We start from the raw sequence: 20,122 nt of genomic DNA, 5'->3' as shown, positions 1-20,122 counted from the left end.
GATGAGATTTCCCTTTGAGCAATCAAGAAAGACCCCTCAGAGACGATGAGGTAGATAGGTCATGGGTGGAAGCACGGCGACGTGTGGAGCTGAATGATACTAATCGGTCGAGGCTTTGATCTAGAAACGGTTTGAACTTGATGAGTCTTCAGTTTTCAGGGAACAATCCCTTGTCTGGTGGCGATAGCGAAGCGGCCACACCCGTTCCCATGCCGAACACGGAAGTTAAGCGCTTCAGCGCCGAAAGTAGTTGGGGGTCTCCCCCTGTGAGGATAGGACGTTGCCAGGCAAGATCGTTCCGCAATAGCTCAGTGGTAGAGCAACCGGCTGTTAACCGGTAGGTCGTAGGTTCAAATCCTACTTGCGGAGCCAATAAGGCCCGTTGGTCAAGCGGTTAAGACACCGCCCTTTCACGGCGGTAACACGGGTTCGATTCCCGTACGGGTCACCATTTTGGAGGATTAGCTCAGCTGGGAGAGCACCTGCCTTACAAGCAGGGGGTCGGCGGTTCGATCCCGTCATCCTCCACCATTTTAATTAACCAATCAAACCATATATGCCGGTGTAGCTCAGTTGGTAGAGCATCTGACTTGTAATCAGAGGGTCGAGGGTTCAAATCCTTTCGCCGGCACTCCTTGGGGGGGTAGCGAAGTGGCTAAACGCGGCGGACTGTAAATCCGCTCCCTCGGGTTCGGCGGTTCGAATCCGCCCCCCCCCACCAGGTTTGAGCCATTAGCTCAGTTGGTAGAGCATCTGACTTTTAATCAGAGGGTCGCAGGTTCGAGCCCTGCATGGCTCACCATTTTTTTGCGGAAGTAGTTCAGTGGTAGAATACGACCTTGCCAAGGTCGGGGTCGCGGGTTCGAATCCCGTCTTCCGCTCCATATTTATTCCCTGTAACGGGGCCTTAGCTCAGCTGGGAGAGCGCCTGCCTTGCACGCAGGAGGTCAGCGGTTCGATCCCGCTAGGCTCCACCACTTGTTTTTTTCTTAAGTTACTTACGACTTAAGTTTTTTTTTGCCTAAATCCATGAAACCATTCACTTAAGAGTACAGAGAAAGGCAGCCTGCCACCATTCAGGCTGCCTTTTTGCATGTTTATTCACCGGCGTGTTAAGTTGAACCACACATTTGGTAGCGTTTACAATGTAGGTATCAATTGCTCAAGGGGGAATGGCTATGCAATGGTCATATATTGAAGTACCACTCCGTTACGGACAGGGGAAACACGGAGTCGATCAAGGTCCAACTAAATTGCGAACACTCGGAATCGAAGCGTTACTGCCAACAGGGACGCTACAACAAACGATTCGCGTCTTACCAGAGTCAGAAATTCAAGTGAATGAAGAACATTTAAAGCGCGTAGACGGCGTCTTGTATACGATCAATGAGCTGGCAGACGTCGTTGCTGCCGATATTGAAGCAAATCGATTCCCGTTGATCGTTGGGGGCGATCACAGCATGGCAATCGGGACACTCGCTGGACTCGCCAAAACCGGACCGTACGGAGTGATTTGGGTCGATGCCCATGCTGATTTGAATACAGGGGAAACATCACCGTCAGGCAATATTCACGGGATGCCGCTTGCCGCTGCGATGGGTCTAGGTGACATCCGATTGACGGAAGTCGGTGGGCGTGAACCAAAGCTTGCGCCAGAACATCTAGTGTACATCGCTTTACGTGATATTGATGAGGGAGAGATGCGAGCGATTAAGCAGCACGGAATCAAGGTCGTAACAGTCGAAGAAGTTCGGACACGTGGCGTTGAGACAATCATGGCTGAAACAATCGAGTATTTACGTGACCGTGTCGATCGCTTCTATCTAAGCTTTGATATGGACAGTTTGGACGCTCAACTCGTCCCCGGAACAGGGACCCCGGTCGACGGCGGTTTGACGGCTGAAGAAGGGAAAGCAATTTTGGCGGAAGCGATGAAAGCCGACGAGTTGATTGCGATCGAGCTCGTCGAATTGAACCCTGCACTTGACCAAGAGGATACAACCGCTCAACTCGCCTTCAGTTTATGCGAAACGATTTTGAAATCCAAAGAAAACCTGTTACTGGAAAGCAAAATAGTCTAATCGCCTTACAGTTTCCAAATCCGTTTGCTACAATGGGTTTGGAAACTTTTTTTGTGTGATGTGAAACCTGATCAGACAACTGAACGTATATTGTATTGACCGCATAGGTTGCGGAGAGGGGAAGTGGATTGATGGAACGGCTGACCACCCGTTTAGTAGACGAATTAAGGTCGGGGAATCACGATTCGTTTGCTGAGCTGGTAGAACTGTACAAGGATGGTGTCTTTGCCGTCGCCTTTAAGATTTTATACGATCGTGGCGAAGCCGAGGATGCTGCCCAAGAGACGTTCATTCGTGCATATACCCGGATTGATACGTATGATCCGCAGTATAAGTTCAAGACATGGTTGTATCGAATCGCCACGAACGTCGCCATCGACCGTCTCCGAAAGCGAAAGCCGGAGTACTCGATGGATGCCGAAATCGCTGGCACGGATGGTCTCACCTATCAAGACCATTTGGCCGATGATGCCCCCCAACCCGACGCCCAAGTCGTTCACCGCGAGATTCGAGGCGAAATGCATGAGGCAATCCAGCAACTGCCGGACAAATATCGTATCCCGTTACTGCTCAAGTACGTGGATGATTTATCGCTCAAAGAAATTAGCGTCATGATCGATATGCCGGTCGCAACGGTTAAAACAAGGATCTTCCGGGGAAGAGAAATGTTAAAAACAATCTTTCAAAACAGGGAGGGGTTCAATTGACTCCTGAAGAGAAACTGCAACAATACTTGGAAGATGGCATCCTGCCCGAAGAATCTGACGAATTACGTCAATTACTAGAGGATGAAGCCTTATACGAGGCGTACCTTCAGTACGAACGAATAGATGCCGAACTTAAAGCACTTCCACGTCCTAAGCTATCAGACGATTTTACGGCGCGCGTGATGGCGGCCATTCCTGAAGCGAAAACGTCTCCGCCGGCGACACCGGTCGTGCGTCTTGAAGACCGTCCACGGCCACGGAGAAAACCGCATTCGAAACAGATGACTTGGTTCCGACAGCATCCGGGACTCGTCGCGGCCTTACTATTCTTTAGTTTAATGTCGAGCGCGACACTCGGTTTATGGAACGGGTCTACCGAAACCATGACGTACACGAAAGTACCTGGAATCGTTGTCACAGCGAACGAGGTCGTCGTACCGCAAGACGTCATCGTCGAGCGTGACATTACGGTCCAAGGCGGGGACCTGCGGATCGAAGGTACCGTCAAAGGCAATGCGACAGCCGTGCACGGCCGAGCCTATTTGGCCAGTGCAGGTGAAGTGACCGGAGAGCTCGAACAAATCGACCGGATTTTTGAGTGGGTTTGGTACTCTATCAAGCAAATACTTTAAGAGAGGCGCCTCAGGGCGTCTTTTTTCATTCGTTTCAATCTGGTTTCGTTTTGTCATCTAACGATGCGTCGTTTGGGAAATATGATATAATAAAACTTGCACGAATTGGCTAGGTAGTTGAGGAGGGGAGCATTTGCCGCTACTTGAAAAGGTTTCAATCTTATCATTTTTCAGTCTTTCAGAGAACGTACATTGGTACGATTATTTGAATGACGTTTTAGATATTGTCGTCGTCACGTACGTCATCTATAAATTGATGATGATCGTCCGTGGGACAAAAGCGGTCCAACTGATAAAAGGAATTTCAATCATCCTCGTCAGCTGGTTCCTCAGCGGATTCTTTGGTTTGAAGACGTTACAGTTCTTGCTGAACCAAGTGATCACGTATGGTTTGCTTGGGATCATCATCATCTTCCAACCAGAACTTCGACGCGGGCTCGAGCACTTAGGGCGAACGAGCAATTTGTTCGGTCGTACGAGCACAAGCGATGAGGACAAGCAACGACAAATGATCGAAGCGATTGTCAGTTCGGCACAGTACATGTCGAAACGTCGAATTGGGGCATTGATCGCGATTGAACGAGATACCGGGTTGAACGAATACGTTGAAACCGGTATCCGGATGGACTCGCACATCACGTCACAACTGATCATCAATTTATTTATTCCGAATACACCGCTTCACGATGGGGCGATGATTATCCAAGACGGGAAAATTGCAGCGGCGGCTTGTTATTTACCGCTCTCGGAAAGCCCGCACATCGATAAGGCGCTCGGGACGAGACACCGGGCCGCAATCGGGGTCAGTGAAGTGACCGATAGCGTGACGCTCACCGTTTCAGAAGAGACGGGTGCGGTATCTTTAGCAATTGCTGGACGTTTATACCGCGAGCTAGACGAGGAGGCACTTCGCAACAAGTTGATCCAAGAACTTGTTATTGAAGAAAAAGAGACGACACTCTCGTTCTTTAATAAAAAAGGGGGGGACAAGTAAGTGATTGATCAGTGGTTACAACATAAATGGTTTCTCCGCATCATCGCACTTGCTTTAGCCATCCTTCTTTATTTTATGGTCGCCGAGACGAGCTCGTCGACCAATTCAACAAATGCATTGCCGATTGTCGGGCAAAGCTCGATGTCGCTTGACGTTCCTGTCGAAGTATTCTTCGATGAAGTACAATACGTCGCGTACAACGTTCCGGAAGAGATGAACGTTGAGCTGCAAGGTCCATCGAGTAGTTTGACGATGACAAAATTGGTGAAAGATTATCAAGTGTTCGTCGATTTAACGAACCTCGGTACTGGGTTCCATCGTGTCCCGGTGGAAGCACGAGGTTTCGGAGGTGACGTCAACGTAAAGCTTGAGCGGGACACTGTTGAGATTTACATCGATCGCAAACAGACAGTTGAAGTGCCCGTTTCGGTCAACTTGTTAAATAAAGACCAGTTGCCGGAAGGGTATGTGGTCGGAGAAGCGGAAATCGAGCCGGCGACTGTAAAAGTTTCTGGTGGCGAAAGCCGGATTCAAAACGTAAAAGAAATCACCTTGAACGTCGATGTGGCGAATCAAACCCAGACGTTCACGCGTGAGGTGCCGCCGACGATTTTAGACGCGAACGGAAACCCGCTTAACGTGACGGTCGAACCGAACATCATCAACGTCACGGTTCCTGTCTATGAACAAAGTGCCGTGTTCCCGATTGAAGCTGTCACGACCGGCGAAGTTGCCGATAACTTCAGGCTCGTTGACACGTTGTTAGAGGAAACAGAAGTCCGTGTTTTCGCACCGCGCGAAGTGCTCGATGCACTAGACCGTGTTGAGACCGAGCCGATTGACCTTGATGGCGTCGATCAGACGGGGAAGGTGACAGCGAAGCTTGTCCTACCGGATGGCGCATCATCGCTCGCTACCGAGCAAGTTGAAGTCCAGCTACTCGTCCGAGCGGATGATCAGACGCGAGATGATACCGGAGAATTGACGGAACGCGTTCGTTTAACCGTGCCTGTCACGGTCAGAGGCTATGATCGGACGAACTATACGCTTCAAGCACCGGAAGTCGTCAGCGTCACATTGTCAGGTAAACGATCACTCCTTGAGAGCGTGACGTCGAACAGCATCAGTGTGACACTAGATTTGACCGGTCTGCCGAGTGGTTTGCATGGGGTCGATGTAGACTATGAAGTACCGAAAGGCGCGACGGTCGTCTCGCCGAAAACAATCGACGTCGAGTTAACGAGCGTCGAAGACCAAACCGAAACGTCTTCGCTTCAATGAGACGTTCAATCATACAAAAGTGAGGAAACGAATATATGGGTAAATATTTTGGAACAGATGGGGTCCGCGGTGTCGCGAACTCAGAATTGACAGCAGAACTAGCTTATCGTTTAGGACGCATTGGTGGTTACGTGTTATCGAAGCACTTGCCAGCCGGTGAACAGCCGAAAGTATTGATCGGGCGTGACACACGCATTTCAGGTCATATGCTCGAAGGCGCACTGATCGCAGGTCTTTTGTCAATCGGAGCGGAAGTGATGCGTCTCGGTGTCATCTCGACACCAGGTGTGGCTTACTTGACGAAGTCGCTTGACGCGACAGCAGGTGTCATGATCTCAGCTTCACATAACCCGGTTGCCGACAACGGCATCAAATTCTTCGGTAGCGACGGTTTCAAGCTCGATGATGCGACCGAAGCAGAAATCGAAACGATTCTCGACGCGGCGGAAGATACACTCCCGCGTCCGACAGGGAAAGATCTCGGATTCGTCTCGGACTACTATGAAGGGGCACAAAAGTACCTTCAACTCTTGAAACAGACGGTTGATGAGGACCTCGATGGTCTCCATATCGCCCTCGACTGTGCCCACGGCGCGACGAGCGGCCTTGCGGCTCGCTTGTTCGCTGACCTTGAAGCGAACGTCTCGACAATCGGGAACTCGCCGAACGGGTTGAACATTAACGAAGGTGTCGGCTCGACACATCCGGAACACTTGGCACAATTCGTTCGCGAAAAGGGAGCGGACATGGGCCTTGCGTTTGACGGAGACGGAGACCGCCTGATTGCGATCGATGAAAACGGCGACATCGTCGACGGTGATAAAATCATGTACATTTGCGGAAAATACTTGAGCGAAAAAGGTCGTTTGAAAGACAATACGATTGTCGCGACAGTCATGAGTAACCTTGGCTTCCACAAAGCAGTCGAAGACGCAGGTATGACGGCTCTTCAAACAGCTGTCGGTGACCGTTACGTCGTCGAAGAGATGAAGAAGCATAACTACACGCTCGGTGGCGAACAGTCGGGTCATCTCATCTTCCTCGATTACTCGACGACGGGCGACGGGATGCTCTCAGGTGTCCAACTCGCACAAATCGTGAAGACGACAGGACGCAAGCTGTCTGAACTAGCAGCTGAAATGCCGGTCTATCCGCAAACGCTCGTCAACATTCGCGTCACGAATAAACAGGATGCGATGACAGGGGAACGCGTGCTCACAACGATTCAAGAAGCGGAAGCTGAAATGAATGGAAACGGGCGCATCCTCGTCCGTGCATCAGGTACAGAGCCACTCGTTCGAGTGATGGCTGAAGCGCCGACGAAGGAAGACTGCGACCGTTACGTCGAACAAATCGCTCAAGTCGTCCGTGAAGATTACGGTGTCGAAGGATAATTTTGTCGAAACAGGGAATAACACAAGGGAATCCAATTTTGGGTTCCCTTTTTGTTTCCGTTTTGTCACTGTGAAATCATCTGATTTTCTTGACGGATGGGGGTGTGATTTGTACTATTAAGAGCGTGACCTTAGAAACGGAGGGGCACAAAGTACGAGAAAGCGCCAGAACTCTTTATGAGTTGACGAGGTTGGAGGTTATCGAGATTTCGGCGGATGCCTCCTAGTCGCCTGTCACGACTAAAAGCAATCCCTCAAAACGTCCGGGTGACCGGACGGCCAAAGGGGAGCGCATTGACAGCTCTTTGAAAAAGCCCGTTTCCTTTTTCGAGAAATCGAATATAGAGGAGATTTTTGTATGTGTGGAATTGTAGGAATGATTGGGAATACCGGAGCGAAGGAAATCCTTCTCAAAGGTTTAGAGAAACTCGAGTACCGCGGTTATGACTCGGCAGGTCTTGCGTTGATGCACGATAACGTCAACGTTCATAAAGAAGTCGGTCGCATCGCTGCGCTACGCGAAGTCGTCCCAGCAGAAGTAGACGGATTGATTGGAATCGGCCACACACGTTGGGCGACACACGGGGTACCGAGCGTACCGAACGCCCACCCGCACCAAAGCACGACAGGCCGCTTCACGCTCGTCCACAACGGCGTCATCGAGAACGACGAGCAGATCAAGGCGACGCTCGACGCACCGTTCCTCTCAGAGACGGACACGGAAGTCATCGTCCAGTTGATGGAAAAGAACTTCGTCGAACTCGGCGACGTTGAAGCGGCGTTCCGTAAGACGCTCTCAGAGCTCCACGGCTCGTACGCGATCGCGATGATCGACTCAGAGGACCGCGAACGCCTCTATATCGGGAAGAACAAGTCGCCGCTCCTCGTCGGACTTGGTGATGGCACGTTCAACGTCGTCGCGTCGGACGCGATGGCGATGCTCCAAGTGACGGATCAGTACCTCGAGCTCCACGACGGCGAGATCGTCATCTTGACGCGTGAGTCGGCGACGATCAAGACGCTCGACGGTGAAATCCTCGAGCGCGCCCCGTACACGGCCGAGATCGATGCGTCAGACATCGAGAAGGGCACGTACGCGCACTACATGTTGAAGGAGATGGACGAGCAACCGGCCGTCATCCGCAACATTATCCAACACTACCAGAACGACAATGGCGACATCGAGCTCACAGAAGGCGTCCGTTCGCTCGTCTCGGAAGCGGACCGCATCTACATCGTCGCTTGTGGCACGAGTTACCACGCTGGTCTCGTCGGCAAGCAATTGATCGAGCGCGTCGCTGGTGTGCCGACTGAAGTGCACGTCGCTTCAGAATTCGGTTACAACATGCCGCTCCTCACGGAGAAACCATTGTTCCTCTTCATCTCACAATCAGGTGAGACGGCCGACAGCCGTGCCGTCCTCGTCGAAGTGAAGAAGCGCGGCTACAAGGCGCTCACACTCACGAACGTTGCCGGTTCAACGCTGTCGCGTGAAGCGAATGAGACGATGCTCCTCCATGCTGGCCCTGAGATCGCGGTAGCGTCGACGAAAGCGTACACGGCGCAAATCGCCGTGCTCGCGATCCTCGCTTACGACATCGCTCGTGCGAACGGGAAGAAGCTTCCGTTCGACCTCATGACGGAACTCGCTCGCATCGCGACGATCATGGATTCGGTCATGGCTCAAAAAGAGATTTTCGAACAGCTTGCTGACAAGTTCTTGAAAGAATCACGTAACGCGTTCTTCCTCGGTCGTGGGATGGACTCATACGTTGGTCTTGAAGGCGCGCTCAAGCTGAAAGAGATCTCGTATATCCAAGCGGAAGGCTATCCAGGCGGTGAGCTCAAGCACGGACCGATCGCGTTGATCGAAGACGGCACACCGGTCATCACGCTCGTCTCGCAACCGAACACGCACCTCAACATCCGTGGAAACATCAAGGAAGTTGTCGCTCGTGGCGCAGTTGCCTGCACGATCTCGATGGAAGGCATGGAACACGAGAGTGATTCATTCGTCTTGCCACGTGTCGAGCCGTTGCTCACACCACTCGTAACAGTACTCCCGCTTCAACTCATCTCATATTACGCTGCACTCGCGCGTGACTGTGATGTCGACAAGCCACGTAACTTGGCGAAGTCAGTAACGGTAGAATAAACAGTGAAGCCAGGATTTTTAAATCCTGGCTTTTTGTGAGGAAAAATACAAAAGAGGATACCTTGCTGTATAATATAACCAGTTGATTCAAAGAAACACAAACATAAACTTTAATTGAAGGAAATGAGGATTTAGCATGATGCAAGAGTTAAAACGTCGCGCGACCGAAGCAACGCGTGGCAAAATGCTTTCGTTGATGATGGGTTCATTTTTGATTGCCGCATTCATGGAGATGCAATTATGGACGGACCCGTACATACAGTTTTCCTGGTTGTCGTTCCTCCCGCTATTGCTCATCGCCTTGACGGCTCCGCTTTCGATTGGATACAAATGGATTGTCTTAGACGTGATCCGCGGACAACAAATTGTGTGGGCTCGTTTAATCGATCCGTTCCGAGAGAATTATTTACGTCACGTTCTAGTCACCGTATTATTGGGGATCTATCAACTTGGATGGTTGTTGTTGTTCATTATTCCTGGAATCGTGAAGTATTTTTCTTACGCGTTTACGTATTTCCTTTTACAAGACGATCCCGAGTTGTCGGCGAATGAAGCCATCACAAAATCCCGGGATATGATGAACGGTCATAAGAAAGAAGCATTATATTTAATTTTGCCATTTTTTATTGTAACTACGATTGGATGGATTGCGCTCATAGTCGTCGAAGTCTTTAATCCGCTGTATTGGATTTTGACGCTCGGGATGCCATGGCTTTATCCTTTCATCGATCGTCGCTTTGCTGTCTTCTACGAAGAAACGAAACGAGAGTATGACGAACAGTGGAACCGATCGGCGTGAAACGCATCGAGACCGGATGGCACTCTCACCGTCATGGTACAATCTTCCTGAAAGAGGGGGAATGCATATGAACATCGGAATCATCGGGGCCGGACTGAGCGGAATTGTTGCAGCACGTGAACTCGTCCGGCACGGACATACGGTTGAACTGATTGAGAAGAGCCGGAGCGTCGGTGGACGCTTGGCGACCCGACGGATCGGGGACGGGAAAGCCGATCACGGGGCCGTCTATTTCACCGTGCGCGGGGAAGCACTCAAACAGGCGGTCGCCGATTGGGTCGAGCGGGACTGGGTCCGCGTCTGGTACGCCGACCCGCATCCGCGTTACGTCGCCCGTGACGGCATGAACGCGCTCGCCAAACAGTTGGCCGACGGCTTGACCGTCCAATTGAACGAACGGGTCGAGGCGGTCAGTATGGAGAGTGGGACGGTCGTCGTCACGACAGACTTGGCGACGCGCCACTATGACCTTCTCCTCATCACGTCACCGCTCCCACAGACGTTCGAGCTGCTCGCTGACTTATCGAGTCAGGTGGCTGAGTCGTTGCGTGAGCTGACTTACGCCCCGACGTTCGTCGGGTTGTTCGAGTTCGCGGGCGACACCCAAATCGGTGCGGACGGGATTATCGATACGGACTTGGCACCTGGTCTGTTGAAAATCATCAATAACCGTCAAAAAGGCATCTCGACGTCAGAACTCGTCAGCGTCTACATGGATGAGGCGTGGAGTGAAGCTTGGTATGAGCGTCCTGCTGAAGACACGCTTCTAGAAATCGAGCGGTTGCTAACAACTGTGACCGGAGACGCACCGATTCAGTCGAGACAGTTGAAGCGGTGGCGCTACGCCCAGGCGACAGACGTTTGGCACGAGCCGTACTATAAATTGAACGACGCACCGATTTACTTGGCGGGCGACGTCTTTCTCGAGCCGGACGATGCTTCAGGGCGGACCCGGTTTGAAAGTGCGTACGTCTCGGGTCTCCGCGTTGCGGCAGCGATGCGGTCCTAAACCTTCTGCGGAAGGTTTTTTTGATCACGACGATACGATTTTGAGAAAGGAGGCGTTGATTACGTGAATCGGGTGAGTCTGAAACCGTTGCGCATACAGGACGAAACCGCACTGTACACGTTTGAATGTGAGAATCGTCCCTATTTCGAGCGTTACGTTCCAAGCCGTGGAGACACGTACTATGAACCTGAAGCATTTCGTCAGAAGTTGGAACATTTGTTGGCCGAACAAGTGAACGGGGATGGATATTATTATTTGATTTGGCATGGTGAGTCCATCGTGGGGCGTCTCAACGTCCATCATGTCAATTTCGAGACCGGGGAAATCGGCTATCGAATTGGTGGAGACTATGTAGGTCGTGGATATGCCACCGCAGCCCTTCAGCAATTACTTACGCTTAACCTTCCTCGATTCACACGATTGACTGCCAAGACGATGACAGATAATAAGGCGTCCCAACACGTCTTGATGCGTTCTGGCTTTTCTCGTGAAGATGAAATACATCAGATGGAATGGGAAGGACGATTCTTATCTTTTTACACATACGTTTACGAAATGGACAGATGAAGCGCCTACTTCATCGGTCTTTTTATTTGACCTCGTCTAGTTTAGGGCATAAACTATCTTTAACTAGTTTAGGGGGTAAACCAAAATGAAAGAATTGATGCGGGAGGCCGTCCAACTATTTGAAGAAGTCATGTTCCAAGGAGCGGAACATGTCATTGAGGCGATGGAAGGCGACGTCTGGCGGGAGTATTCGCGTGAACAGCTCCAACTATTAAAACTGCTCGAACAGTTCGGCCCGATTCAAGCGGGTCAGTTGGCGATGAAACAAGGTGTGCATAAAAGCGCCGTTTCAAACCGTTTAAAAAAACTCGTTGAGAAACAGCTCGTCGTCAGTCGGCGCGGGCAAGACCAACGCGAACGGTTGATCGAACTGACAGCGGCGGGACAACACGTCGTCGAACAGGCAGATACGGCCGTCTACCATTATGTCGAGTCACTACTCGACGGGAAGATAGATGAGGCAGAGATCGAACAGTTCGTCCGGACGTTCCGGAAAATCAAACAACTGCTTCGAATTGGGGAGGAATAACACGTGCACAAAATTATTCAATGGCGCTGGGGCATCTTGATCGGCCTCATCGTATTGACGGCCGCCTTGTTCGTCGCGGCACCAAACTTGACCGAGCAGGCAGAACAGGCGGGAAGTTTCCAACTGTCTGAAGACATGGACTCGCAACGCGCGCAAGACATCTTGAACGCTGCGGGCAAGAGCGATAAGACGATTTCACTCGTCTATGAATTTGAAGCGCTCGGAGACGCTGAACGGGCAGATATTGCCCGGGTAATCGACGAGCTGGAACAAAATGATACGGTCGTCAAAGACGTGCTCGACCCGTTCGAGAACGCCGAGACGGAAGCGCAACTCGTCTCGGAAGATGACCGCATCGTCCTCGTCCCGATCACGGTCGAAGGATCGATGGAGGACATCAACGCTTTCGCGGACGATGTCCGGGAGAACATCCTCCCGACAGACGAGACCGTCTACATCACAGGTGAAGAAATCATCAACAACGATGTGAACTTGAGTGCGCAGGAAGGGTTGAAGAAGACCGAAATCATCACGGTCGTGTTGATCTTCGGACTGCTCTTGCTCGTGTTCCGTTCAATCGTGACCCCGTTCATTCCGTTGATCGCGGTCGGGTTCACCTATCTCCTCAGCCAATCGTTCGTCGCGTTCTTCGTCGACTGGTTCGGTTTCCCGGTCTCGAACTACACACAAATTTTCCTCGTGGCGATTTTGTTCGGGATTGGGACCGACTACTGCATCCTGCTTCTTAGCCGGTATAAAGAAGAACTCAGTGCCGGGCACGCGATCGAGGACGCCATCGTTAACACGTATAAGACGGCTGGACGGACGGTACTCATTAGTGGTCTCGCCGTATTCGTCGGCTTCGCCGCGATCGGATTTGCCGATTTCCCGATCTTCAAGTCGGCCGTCGCGGTCGCGGTCGGGATTGCCGTCTTGTTGCTCATCTTGTTCACGGTTGTGCCGTTCTTTATGGCGACGCTCAAGAATCGCTTGTTCTGGCCGTCGAAAAAAGCAGGCGAGCATCACGACAGCAAGCTGTGGGCTGGATTCAGCCGCATCTCGGTCAATCGTCCGTTCGTCTCGATCCTTGTCGTCGCACTGATCACCGTGCCGGTGTTGTTCACGTATGATGACGCCCGCTCATTCAATACGGTCGATGAGATCGGTGACGATTATGACTCGGTGCGCGGTCTCAATTTGATCTCGGAAGGGTTCGGACAAGGTGAATCGCTCCCGGTTCAAATTATCTTGAAGCAAGAGTCGGAACTGACCGAGTCAGATATTCCGTATATCGAGAAGTTCGCGAGCGAATTAGAAAAAGTCGATGGTGTGAGCGGTGTCCGTTCAATCACACGTCCGACCGGTGACGTCATCGATGATTTTTATGTCGATACGCAACTCGAACAAGTGAGTTCAGGGCTTGCCGAGGCGGAGACCGGTCTTGGTGATGTGCAAGACGGACTCGCTCAAGTTGAAGCTGGCCTTCAAGCGGTCGTCGGTCAACTGCCTGCTGGCACGACGAACGCCGGAGCACCGCTCGCGGAAGCGGCGACGGGACTCGGCCAACTGAACGCCCAGCTCGGTTTGATTGGACAAGGCCTCGCGGCGACGCAAAACATTCCAGCGACTGTGGCGCAACTGCAACAAGTGTCTGGTGGTCTCAGTCAGATCGAGGCGGGTATCAATGAAGCAGCGTCTGTGTTGACGGCGCAAGGTGCGCAAGTCGGTGAGCTCGGATCGGGACTCGGCCAACTCGCGACTGGTGTCGGTGAAGCGAACGCAGGGCTCGCGCAAATCGAAACCGGTCTTGGCGACGCGGTGGCGTTCCTCTCGGCACTCAGTGAAGCGGACAGCCTGCGTGATACGGGCGTCTATTTACCGGAAGGAACGCTCACGTCAGACGAGTTTGCCCCGGCCGTCGAACGTTACGTGTTCGACGAGGGGACGGCGACACAACTCGAGGTCATCCTTGATATGGACCCGTACTCGCCGGAAGCAATCGATACGGTCGAAACGTTGAAACAGACGATGGAACGTGTCGTCACGGACACCCCATTTGATAACGCGACCATCGGTTACGCCGGGATTTCAAGCATTAACAGCGATTTAAACGAGACATCGACAAACGACTTCAATCGGACCGTCGCCATCATGCTCGTGACGCTGTTCGTCGTTTTGACGGTACTATTCCGTTCGATGATCATGCCACTCTATATGATCGGGTCACTGTTGCTCACGTACTACACGTCAGCGGCGATAACGGAGCTCATCTTCGTTGAAGGGCTCGGTTATGACGGCATCAGCTGGGCCGTACCGTTCTTCGGGTTCGTCATGTTGATCGCGCTCGGCATCGACTACTCGATCTTCCTACTCGATCGGTTCCGTGAAGAATCGATTAACGGGATGACGGTGCGTGACGCCCTCGTCCACGCCATGACGAAGATGGGTACGGTCATCATGACGGCGGCCGTCATCCTCGCCGGGACGTTCGGGGCGATGATTCCGTCTGGTGTACTCAGCCTCGTCCAGATCGCGACAATCGTCATCACCGGTCTGTTGTTGTACGGGTTGATCGTGCTGCCACTTCTCATCCCGGCGATCACCGTATCGTTCGGAGATGGTGTCTGGTGGCCGTTCAAACGAAAGAATAAATGACTGAACAAGACGTCATTCAATTAAACTGTCCCTCAATTGTTAAGTACAAATGACAATTTGAGGGACAGTTTTTATTTGTTTAGTCAATGTAATAAAAATAGCGAAAAACAAACTTCATATTGGAAAAAATGCACCGAAGTATAGTGTAGATCTCTATTCTACTGAAAGAAGGCAACAATCATGGTGAATCATTTTGAAAAAATAAGTTCGTTGTTAGTATCTCGTATGTTGATCGTTTTATTTTTCCTCTCTTATCCGATTATGGGTGTTTTGTACTGGATCGGGGAGCTCGCCGGACAAGACGCAGTCAGTTTTATTGTGGTGGGGAGTGTCATTCAGATTGGATCATGGCTCGGCCATCGCTTCTATGTAGAGCATGCTTGGTTGAAGTATGGGCTCGTCACATTGATGTACATTTCGGCTTCAGCGATTATTTTGACGCTACCAGGTGCGGCGATTCAAAATGTCGTCTTTCTTTACATCGTATTGACGTTGATCTACTTGAATCGGCATCTTGTACTGTACAGTAGCATGCTCGCGCTGATCGTCTCGGTCGTAGCTGTGTTAACCGGGCGCTTTTCATTTGCAACGCCGCTCGACCTCGTCATTTGGTTCACGGTGCTCACAATGGCTTTGTCTGGCGCGTACTTTGTGTCATTCTTTGGCGCAAAGTTGTTGCATGAGACATTCGCGCAGCAAGAGAAAGCAGAACAACATGCAGGGGAAATCGAGCTGACAATGGCGAAAACGACAGCGAGTGCGACTACGCTTCACGGAGCTGTCTTCACGATGAATGATTCAGTCGAGTCAGTCACAAATGCTTCAGAACAGGTGACGGAACAAATCGGTTCGATGACGAAACGGACATCTGAACAGGCAGGTCTTATTCAAACTGTCGCTTCACAAATCCATTCAACTGTACAGGCGTTTGAACGAATGCAGCAGCAGCTCCAGGAGACAACGTCTCAAGTAAGTGGCGTCTTGCAGGACGCTCACGTCTCGCATGAAAACATGGACTCGACAGAACGGTCGCTCGCTGAACTGAACTTAAGTATCGGTGAAGTCAATCATGCGTTTAAAGGGTTGGCGGAGCGCTTCCAAGAAGTACGGACCATCACGGGGACGATTCAGCAGATTTCATCTCAGACGAACCTCCTGTCGCTCAATGCTTCAATTGAAGCGGCGCGAGCGGGTGAGCACGGGAAAGGGTTTGCCGTCGTTGCGTCCGAGATTCGAAATTTGTCGGCTCAAACCGCCCAAGCCTCATCTCAAATCAATGATATTATCCAACTCGTCATGCAAGAGGTACAAGTGACGGAACGGGCAATCGATGGCAGTACAGAACGTTTGTCGACGCAGGAAGAACAAGTCCGTAAGAGCGGGACGTCGATTCTCTCCATGATTCAAACGACAGGGACGGTAGCGAGCACGGTGGATGAGACATCGACCCAGCTCCAAGTCGTCGCATCAGAACTGAACAAAGTCCATCAAGTGACGGGCCAAATGTCAGCACTGATGACAGCTCTCGAAGAGAACGGTCAAGACGTGCATGTGTTGACGACGTCGCAGCAACAGGCGTTGGCTTCGTTAAAGGATCAAATTGCAGAATTGAACGAGATTGCGAACGAACTCGTCTAAATGATGGACACGCCTTGAAAATAGGCGTGTCCATTTGCGTATACATCTCTTCTAAAACGGGAAAAGTTTTGCGTCAGTCCTAAAATGAGGAGGAACGATCAATGGAAATTACGATCACAGCTATTTTAAAGGCTCACCCGGGCAAAGAGAGTGAGTTGCGTCAAGCACTCGATCAGGTCATCCCGCCGTCGCGGCAGGAAGAAGGGTGCATCACCTACGTGTTACACGAGTCAATCGATGCGCCGGGTACGTTCGTGTTCTATGAAAAGTATCGGGACGAGACGGCGCTCGACCATCATATCAACTCAGCCCACTACCAAGCGTATCGGCAAGCTGCCGAGACGTTACTCGCTGTCCGTGACGTGTACCGTTTGCAAGAGGTCTGAAAGGAGACAGTCCGATGATCACGCAACCGATTATTCCGTGTATTTGGTTCGAGCAAGACGTCGAAGCGATTGCCGATTGGTACGCCTCGATATTTCCGGATTCATTCGTCGACTATACGACGAAACTTATCGACACTCCGCCTGGTGAGACGACGGTCGTCACGGTCTCACTCTTTGGTCAGTTCTTTCAACTGCTCGGTGCCGGTAACTTGAAGGAGCGGAATCCGTCCTTCTCCTATATGGTCTCGCTCCCGACGTCAGAAGAAGTCGATACGCTGTGGGACAAGTTATCGGACGGTGCTGACGTGCTCACGCCGCTCGACACGTACGACTTTAGTGAACGTTACGGTTGGTTGAAAGACAAGCACGGCGTCTCTTGGCAAATCATGCACAACGGTGGCATGGACATCCAGACGGTGACCCCGTGTCTGTTATTCGTCGGGGAGGCGTTCGGTCGGGCCGAGGCGGCGATGGACGATTGGGTCACGGTATTTCCGGACTCTTACGTCCTCGACGATCAGCTGATCCGTTACGATAAAGACGATGGCCCAGAATTAGAAGGGAAGTTGAACTACGCCCGTTTCGTCTTATCTGGACGTGAGTTCGTCGTCATGGACAGTGCCGAGCATCACCAGTTCGCTTTCAACGAGATGCAGTCGCTGATCGCGTTTTGTGAGACACAAGACCAAATCGATGCGTATTGGGATGAACTATCGTCCGTACCTGAAGCCGAACAATGCGGTTGGCTACAGGACCGCTACGGCGTCTCCTGGCAAATCGTGCCGTGGGAGATGGAAGAGATGCTGACGACCGGCACGCCGGAACAGTTGGCGCGGGTAACGGCAGCGTTCTTGCCGATGAAGAAGATCGATCTGACCGAGTTGCGAAAAGTATATTGAAATGAATCATGCCGCCCTTAACGAATCGGGGCGGCATGGTTTTATTCGCGTATCTTTTTAGAGAGTGCGTCTTTCTCGATGATCGTATCGGACAGACGCAGCTGTTCGGCCGCTTCGTCGATGAAAGGCTCACATTGACTGAGCGGTAGCTCGTCTCCTGTCTCGACCGCGTAACACGTCCCGTTTCCGATGGGTTCGGTCAAGTTGGGAACATAGTAGAGCGTGTCGTACCGGAACGACCCGTTACGGAACACGGTCAAGTTCGGTTCGTCGTCGAGCAATGTGCTACCGAGCATGTAGGCGGGCTCCATCCCGAGCAACTCTAGGATGGTCGGGGCGATGTCCGCTTGACCGCCGCTCGCTTCGATCGTTCGACCTTCGTTCAAGTTGGCTGGCTTGATGTAGAGCGGAACAGAACGGTCGAGCTGAAACAGTTCGACGGCCGAATCGGCGTTCGCTTGCTCGGCCATCTCGTCACCTGCTGAGGTCAGCCCGCTGTCATGATCGCCATAAAAGACGACTAACGAATTATTCCACGTCCCGTTCGCCTTCAATTGATCGACCATCAATCCGACGGCCGCGTCGACGTAATGGATGGTATGGTAATAGTTTTGAAGCAGCGGATCGTCATATCCGGTCAAGTCCAAACGCTTCTCTTCTTCCGGAATGTCGTACGGCGTATGGCTCGTCAAAGCGACCATGAACGCATAAAACGGTTCTGCTAACGTGTCCATCGCTTCGACGGAAGTGGTCAAGAAGTCTTTGTCGTTAAGTGCCATGCCGATCACGTCCTGAGCGGGGTAATCGTCTTTGCTGAAAAAATGATTGAAGCCGATATTGTCGTAGACGTTGTCGCGGTTCCAAAACGTTTTATCGAACGCATGCATCGCGGCCGTATCATAGCCGGCTTGGCGCAAACGTTCAGGTAAGGCGTCAAACGTATGGTCACCGTACTGGGTGTACACTGAACCGGATTTGACGGGATAGAGCGAGGTGTTGACCGTGAATTCTGCGTCCGACGTCCGGCCTTCGTGCGTCTGATGATAGAAGTTCGGGAAGTACAACATCTCGTCACGAAGCGCGTTCAAGTTCGGTGTCAGTTCCTGTCCGTTGATCGTCTGTCCGATCACCGACGTCTGGAACGACTCGAGCTGCAGCATGATGACGTTCGTATCAGCCGTTGTCTCGACGTCGGTTGGAGTCGAGGTACCGAGCCGCGTCTCTTCTTGTGCGGTTAAGCCGTCTCCGAAGCCGAGTTGGTCGCCGATGCCACGGAATAAGTCGAGGCCGTGATACCCCCAAAAGCCGTACTCGTAATATTCACGCATGTTCGAAATCGGTGCTTGCTCGTCATCATTCGGCTGACTGACGGTTAATGGAACGACGAAGGCGGCCAAGCCGATGACAAAACCGGCAGCGGCGATCCGGCGGTTTTTTCCTGTGACTTGCGCAGGTCTTTTTCTCATATAGACGAGGACAGCGGTATAAAGCACCAGGTCCGCGAACAATAGAAAGTCGGTCGGTTGAATCAACGTCAGGAAGCCGCCGCCGACGTCGCCCATCTGACCAACGTCTGACAAAAGCGCGACCGACAACAGATTGCCGAAATAGCGGTAATACCAGACGTCGGAGATGAGGAGTGTGCTGTGTAGAAACAGCGAGGCGAATAAAATCCAGCGCCGTGTTTTCGTCTTCACGAGTAGAGCCCAGCTCGTCATCATGAGAATCATCCCGATATTGACGAGTAAAAAATGAACGTTGAACGCGCTCGCGGTCAAGACGCTGAATAAAAATAGTTTGGCAAGTGATAGTGACAGATAACTCCAATAATCAAGATATTTCATAAATAGCCTCCAAACGGTACGTACACGTCGTATTCTTTTTCATGTACCTGTTCGTAGGTGGCGGGAAACATGGGGGTGTGCGATACGGACGAAAAAAAGCGAGGCGAGCGCCTCACTTGATCAAAAATGTGTCCCGAAGCTCGATGATCGTGTCTTCCGGGGCTTTTAGTTTGCTCAAATGTCCATCGACGACGAAGTAGATGTTGCCGCCATGTTTCGGCAAGAACGTGACACCGAGCGCCTCGAGCCGACGGACTTCCGCTTCAAGGTCATCGACGTACAAGGCGAAGTGAACGGGTCCGGCCGCATGTTTCGAATACGGCGATAACGTCTCGTCGGTCTTCGCCGTCTGGAGTTCGATATAGAAGTCGCCGAGCTTGAGCCAACTGTTGAACGCCCGGGTATGGAAGTTGGGTGACTCTTGGACGAGCTCAAAACCGAGCGTTTCATAAAATTGCTTTGACGCCGCATAGTCGGGCGTTTGGATACAGAGATGGTGGATTTGTTTCATCGTGTCACTCCTTTGCTTTCATTTTAGCGAATAGGAGCCTG

Annotated in this window: 17 protein-coding genes, 8 tRNA genes and 2 rRNA genes; 25 read left to right on the top strand and 2 right to left on the bottom strand. The window is 51.7% G+C overall.

From position 1 onward, the window contains the following. From EVJ24_RS03435 to EVJ24_RS03315, 25 genes are all read left to right on the top strand, one after another. Positions 1-123, top strand: a 23S ribosomal RNA gene (locus EVJ24_RS03435); the annotation flags it as partial. A gap of 50 nt (positions 124-173) precedes the next feature. Next, positions 174-289, top strand: a 5S ribosomal RNA gene (gene rrf / locus EVJ24_RS03430). 8 nt (positions 290-297) lie between these two features. Continuing rightward, positions 298-372: transfer RNA gene (locus EVJ24_RS03425), tRNA-Asn, on the top strand. A 4-nt stretch (positions 373-376) separates the two neighbouring features. Continuing rightward, a tRNA-Glu gene (locus EVJ24_RS03420) sits at positions 377-451 on the top strand. A gap of 4 nt (positions 452-455) precedes the next feature. Beyond that, positions 456-531: transfer RNA gene (locus EVJ24_RS03415), tRNA-Val, on the top strand. 27 nt (positions 532-558) lie between these two features. Next, positions 559-631, top strand: a tRNA-Thr gene (locus EVJ24_RS03410). 6 nt (positions 632-637) lie between these two features. After that, a tRNA-Tyr gene (locus EVJ24_RS03405) sits at positions 638-721 on the top strand. Positions 722-726: 5 nt separating this feature from the next. Further along, positions 727-802 (top strand) — tRNA-Lys (locus EVJ24_RS03400). A gap of 7 nt (positions 803-809) precedes the next feature. After that, positions 810-884 (top strand) — tRNA-Gly (locus tag EVJ24_RS03395). Positions 885-901: 17 nt separating this feature from the next. Beyond that, a tRNA-Ala gene (locus EVJ24_RS03390) sits at positions 902-977 on the top strand. 201 nt (positions 978-1,178) lie between these two features. Beyond that, positions 1,179-2,081, top strand: coding sequence for an arginase (gene rocF / locus EVJ24_RS03385; protein ID WP_131439574.1), 903 nt, complete (start codon positions 1,179-1,181; stop codon positions 2,079-2,081). Between the two features lie 131 nt (positions 2,082-2,212). Continuing rightward, complete coding sequence (gene sigW, locus EVJ24_RS03380; RefSeq protein ID WP_070329318.1) at positions 2,213-2,788, top strand: RNA polymerase sigma factor SigW; 576 nt, start codon at positions 2,213-2,215, stop codon at positions 2,786-2,788. After that, a complete protein-coding gene (locus tag EVJ24_RS03375; protein ID WP_131439572.1) occupies positions 2,785-3,420 on the top strand; it encodes a polymer-forming cytoskeletal protein in 636 nt (211 codons plus the stop codon). The genes sigW and EVJ24_RS03375 overlap by 4 nt, the downstream gene beginning before the upstream one ends. Positions 3,421-3,553: 133 nt before the next feature. Beyond that, positions 3,554-4,414 carry a diadenylate cyclase CdaA gene (gene cdaA, locus EVJ24_RS03370; RefSeq protein ID WP_016508862.1) on the top strand — a complete coding sequence of 287 codons (861 nt, stop codon included), beginning with the start codon at positions 3,554-3,556 and terminating at the stop codon, positions 4,412-4,414. Beyond that, positions 4,415-5,695, top strand: coding sequence for a CdaR family protein (locus EVJ24_RS03365; protein WP_131439570.1), 1,281 nt, complete (start codon positions 4,415-4,417; stop codon positions 5,693-5,695). It abuts the gene before it with no gap. 35 nt (positions 5,696-5,730) lie between these two features. After that, entirely contained in the window at positions 5,731-7,089 is a 1,359-nt protein-coding gene (gene glmM / locus EVJ24_RS03360; RefSeq protein ID WP_071398580.1) for a phosphoglucosamine mutase, read from the top strand. A 358-nt stretch (positions 7,090-7,447) separates the two neighbouring features. Then, the gene (glmS, locus tag EVJ24_RS03355; protein WP_071398579.1) at positions 7,448-9,244 is read left to right on the top strand and encodes a glutamine--fructose-6-phosphate transaminase (isomerizing); all 1,797 of its coding nucleotides are present in this window, start codon (positions 7,448-7,450) and stop codon (positions 9,242-9,244) included. A gap of 136 nt (positions 9,245-9,380) precedes the next feature. Continuing rightward, the gene (locus EVJ24_RS03350; protein ID WP_071398578.1) at positions 9,381-10,043 is read left to right on the top strand and encodes a DUF975 family protein; all 663 of its coding nucleotides are present in this window, start codon (positions 9,381-9,383) and stop codon (positions 10,041-10,043) included. A 67-nt stretch (positions 10,044-10,110) separates the two neighbouring features. Continuing rightward, positions 10,111-11,052 (top strand): NAD(P)/FAD-dependent oxidoreductase, encoded by a 942-nt coding sequence (locus EVJ24_RS03345; RefSeq protein ID WP_236637537.1) that lies wholly within the window; start codon positions 10,111-10,113, stop codon positions 11,050-11,052. A gap of 63 nt (positions 11,053-11,115) precedes the next feature. After that, positions 11,116-11,619 carry a GNAT family N-acetyltransferase gene (locus EVJ24_RS03340; RefSeq protein ID WP_131439566.1) on the top strand — a complete coding sequence of 168 codons (504 nt, stop codon included), beginning with the start codon at positions 11,116-11,118 and terminating at the stop codon, positions 11,617-11,619. Between the two features lie 85 nt (positions 11,620-11,704). After that, complete coding sequence (locus tag EVJ24_RS03335) at positions 11,705-12,148, top strand: MarR family winged helix-turn-helix transcriptional regulator (RefSeq protein WP_131439564.1); 444 nt, start codon at positions 11,705-11,707, stop codon at positions 12,146-12,148. A 3-nt stretch (positions 12,149-12,151) separates the two neighbouring features. Further along, complete coding sequence (locus EVJ24_RS03330) at positions 12,152-14,803, top strand: MMPL family transporter (protein WP_131439562.1); 2,652 nt, start codon at positions 12,152-12,154, stop codon at positions 14,801-14,803. Positions 14,804-15,013: 210 nt separating this feature from the next. Continuing rightward, positions 15,014-16,441 carry a methyl-accepting chemotaxis protein gene (locus tag EVJ24_RS03325; RefSeq protein WP_161568729.1) on the top strand — a complete coding sequence of 476 codons (1,428 nt, stop codon included), beginning with the start codon at positions 15,014-15,016 and terminating at the stop codon, positions 16,439-16,441. A gap of 101 nt (positions 16,442-16,542) precedes the next feature. After that, positions 16,543-16,827 carry a putative quinol monooxygenase gene (locus EVJ24_RS03320; protein ID WP_071398573.1) on the top strand — a complete coding sequence of 95 codons (285 nt, stop codon included), beginning with the start codon at positions 16,543-16,545 and terminating at the stop codon, positions 16,825-16,827. A gap of 14 nt (positions 16,828-16,841) precedes the next feature. Beyond that, on the top strand, positions 16,842-17,726 hold the full coding sequence (locus EVJ24_RS03315) for a VOC family protein (RefSeq protein ID WP_131439558.1): 885 nt from the start codon (positions 16,842-16,844) through the stop codon (positions 17,724-17,726). A 41-nt stretch (positions 17,727-17,767) separates the two neighbouring features. Here the strand turns inward: EVJ24_RS03315 and EVJ24_RS03310 are convergent, their stop codons facing one another. Then, positions 17,768-19,570 carry an LTA synthase family protein gene (locus EVJ24_RS03310; protein WP_131439556.1) on the bottom strand — a complete coding sequence of 601 codons (1,803 nt, stop codon included), beginning with the start codon at positions 19,568-19,570 and terminating at the stop codon, positions 17,768-17,770. 112 nt (positions 19,571-19,682) lie between these two features. Further along, positions 19,683-20,081, bottom strand: coding sequence for a VOC family protein (locus EVJ24_RS03305; RefSeq protein ID WP_131439554.1), 399 nt, complete (start codon positions 20,079-20,081; stop codon positions 19,683-19,685). Between the last annotated feature and the right edge of the window lie 41 nt (positions 20,082-20,122).

This window comes from Exiguobacterium sp. SH1S21, assembly GCF_004337175.1.
Taxonomy (GTDB): Bacteria; Bacillota; Bacilli; order Exiguobacteriales; family Exiguobacteriaceae; genus Exiguobacterium; species Exiguobacterium aurantiacum_A.
The sequence above is the reverse complement of the archived record's forward strand: the minus strand, read 5'-3'. Positions and strand labels throughout refer to the sequence as shown.

Bases quoted from the DNA above. Each gene is read 5' to 3' on its own strand.
- rocF (WP_131439574.1), top strand. From the start codon at position 1,179: ATGCAATGGTCATATATTGAAGTACCACTCCGTTACGGACAGGGGAAA.
- sigW (WP_070329318.1), top strand. From the start codon at position 2,213: ATGGAACGGCTGACCACCCGTTTAGTAGACGAATTAAGGTCGGGGAAT.
- glmM (WP_071398580.1), top strand. From the start codon at position 5,731: ATGGGTAAATATTTTGGAACAGATGGGGTCCGCGGTGTCGCGAACTCA.
- glmS (WP_071398579.1), top strand. From the start codon at position 7,448: ATGTGTGGAATTGTAGGAATGATTGGGAATACCGGAGCGAAGGAAATC.
- EVJ24_RS03350 (WP_071398578.1), top strand. From the start codon at position 9,381: ATGATGCAAGAGTTAAAACGTCGCGCGACCGAAGCAACGCGTGGCAAA.
- EVJ24_RS03345 (WP_236637537.1), top strand. From the start codon at position 10,111: ATGAACATCGGAATCATCGGGGCCGGACTGAGCGGAATTGTTGCAGCA.
- EVJ24_RS03335 (WP_131439564.1), top strand. From the start codon at position 11,705: ATGAAAGAATTGATGCGGGAGGCCGTCCAACTATTTGAAGAAGTCATG.
- EVJ24_RS03320 (WP_071398573.1), top strand. From the start codon at position 16,543: ATGGAAATTACGATCACAGCTATTTTAAAGGCTCACCCGGGCAAAGAG.
- EVJ24_RS03315 (WP_131439558.1), top strand. From the start codon at position 16,842: ATGATCACGCAACCGATTATTCCGTGTATTTGGTTCGAGCAAGACGTC.
- EVJ24_RS03310 (WP_131439556.1), bottom strand. From the start codon at position 19,570: ATGAAATATCTTGATTATTGGAGTTATCTGTCACTATCACTTGCCAAA.
- EVJ24_RS03305 (WP_131439554.1), bottom strand. From the start codon at position 20,081: ATGAAACAAATCCACCATCTCTGTATCCAAACGCCCGACTATGCGGCG.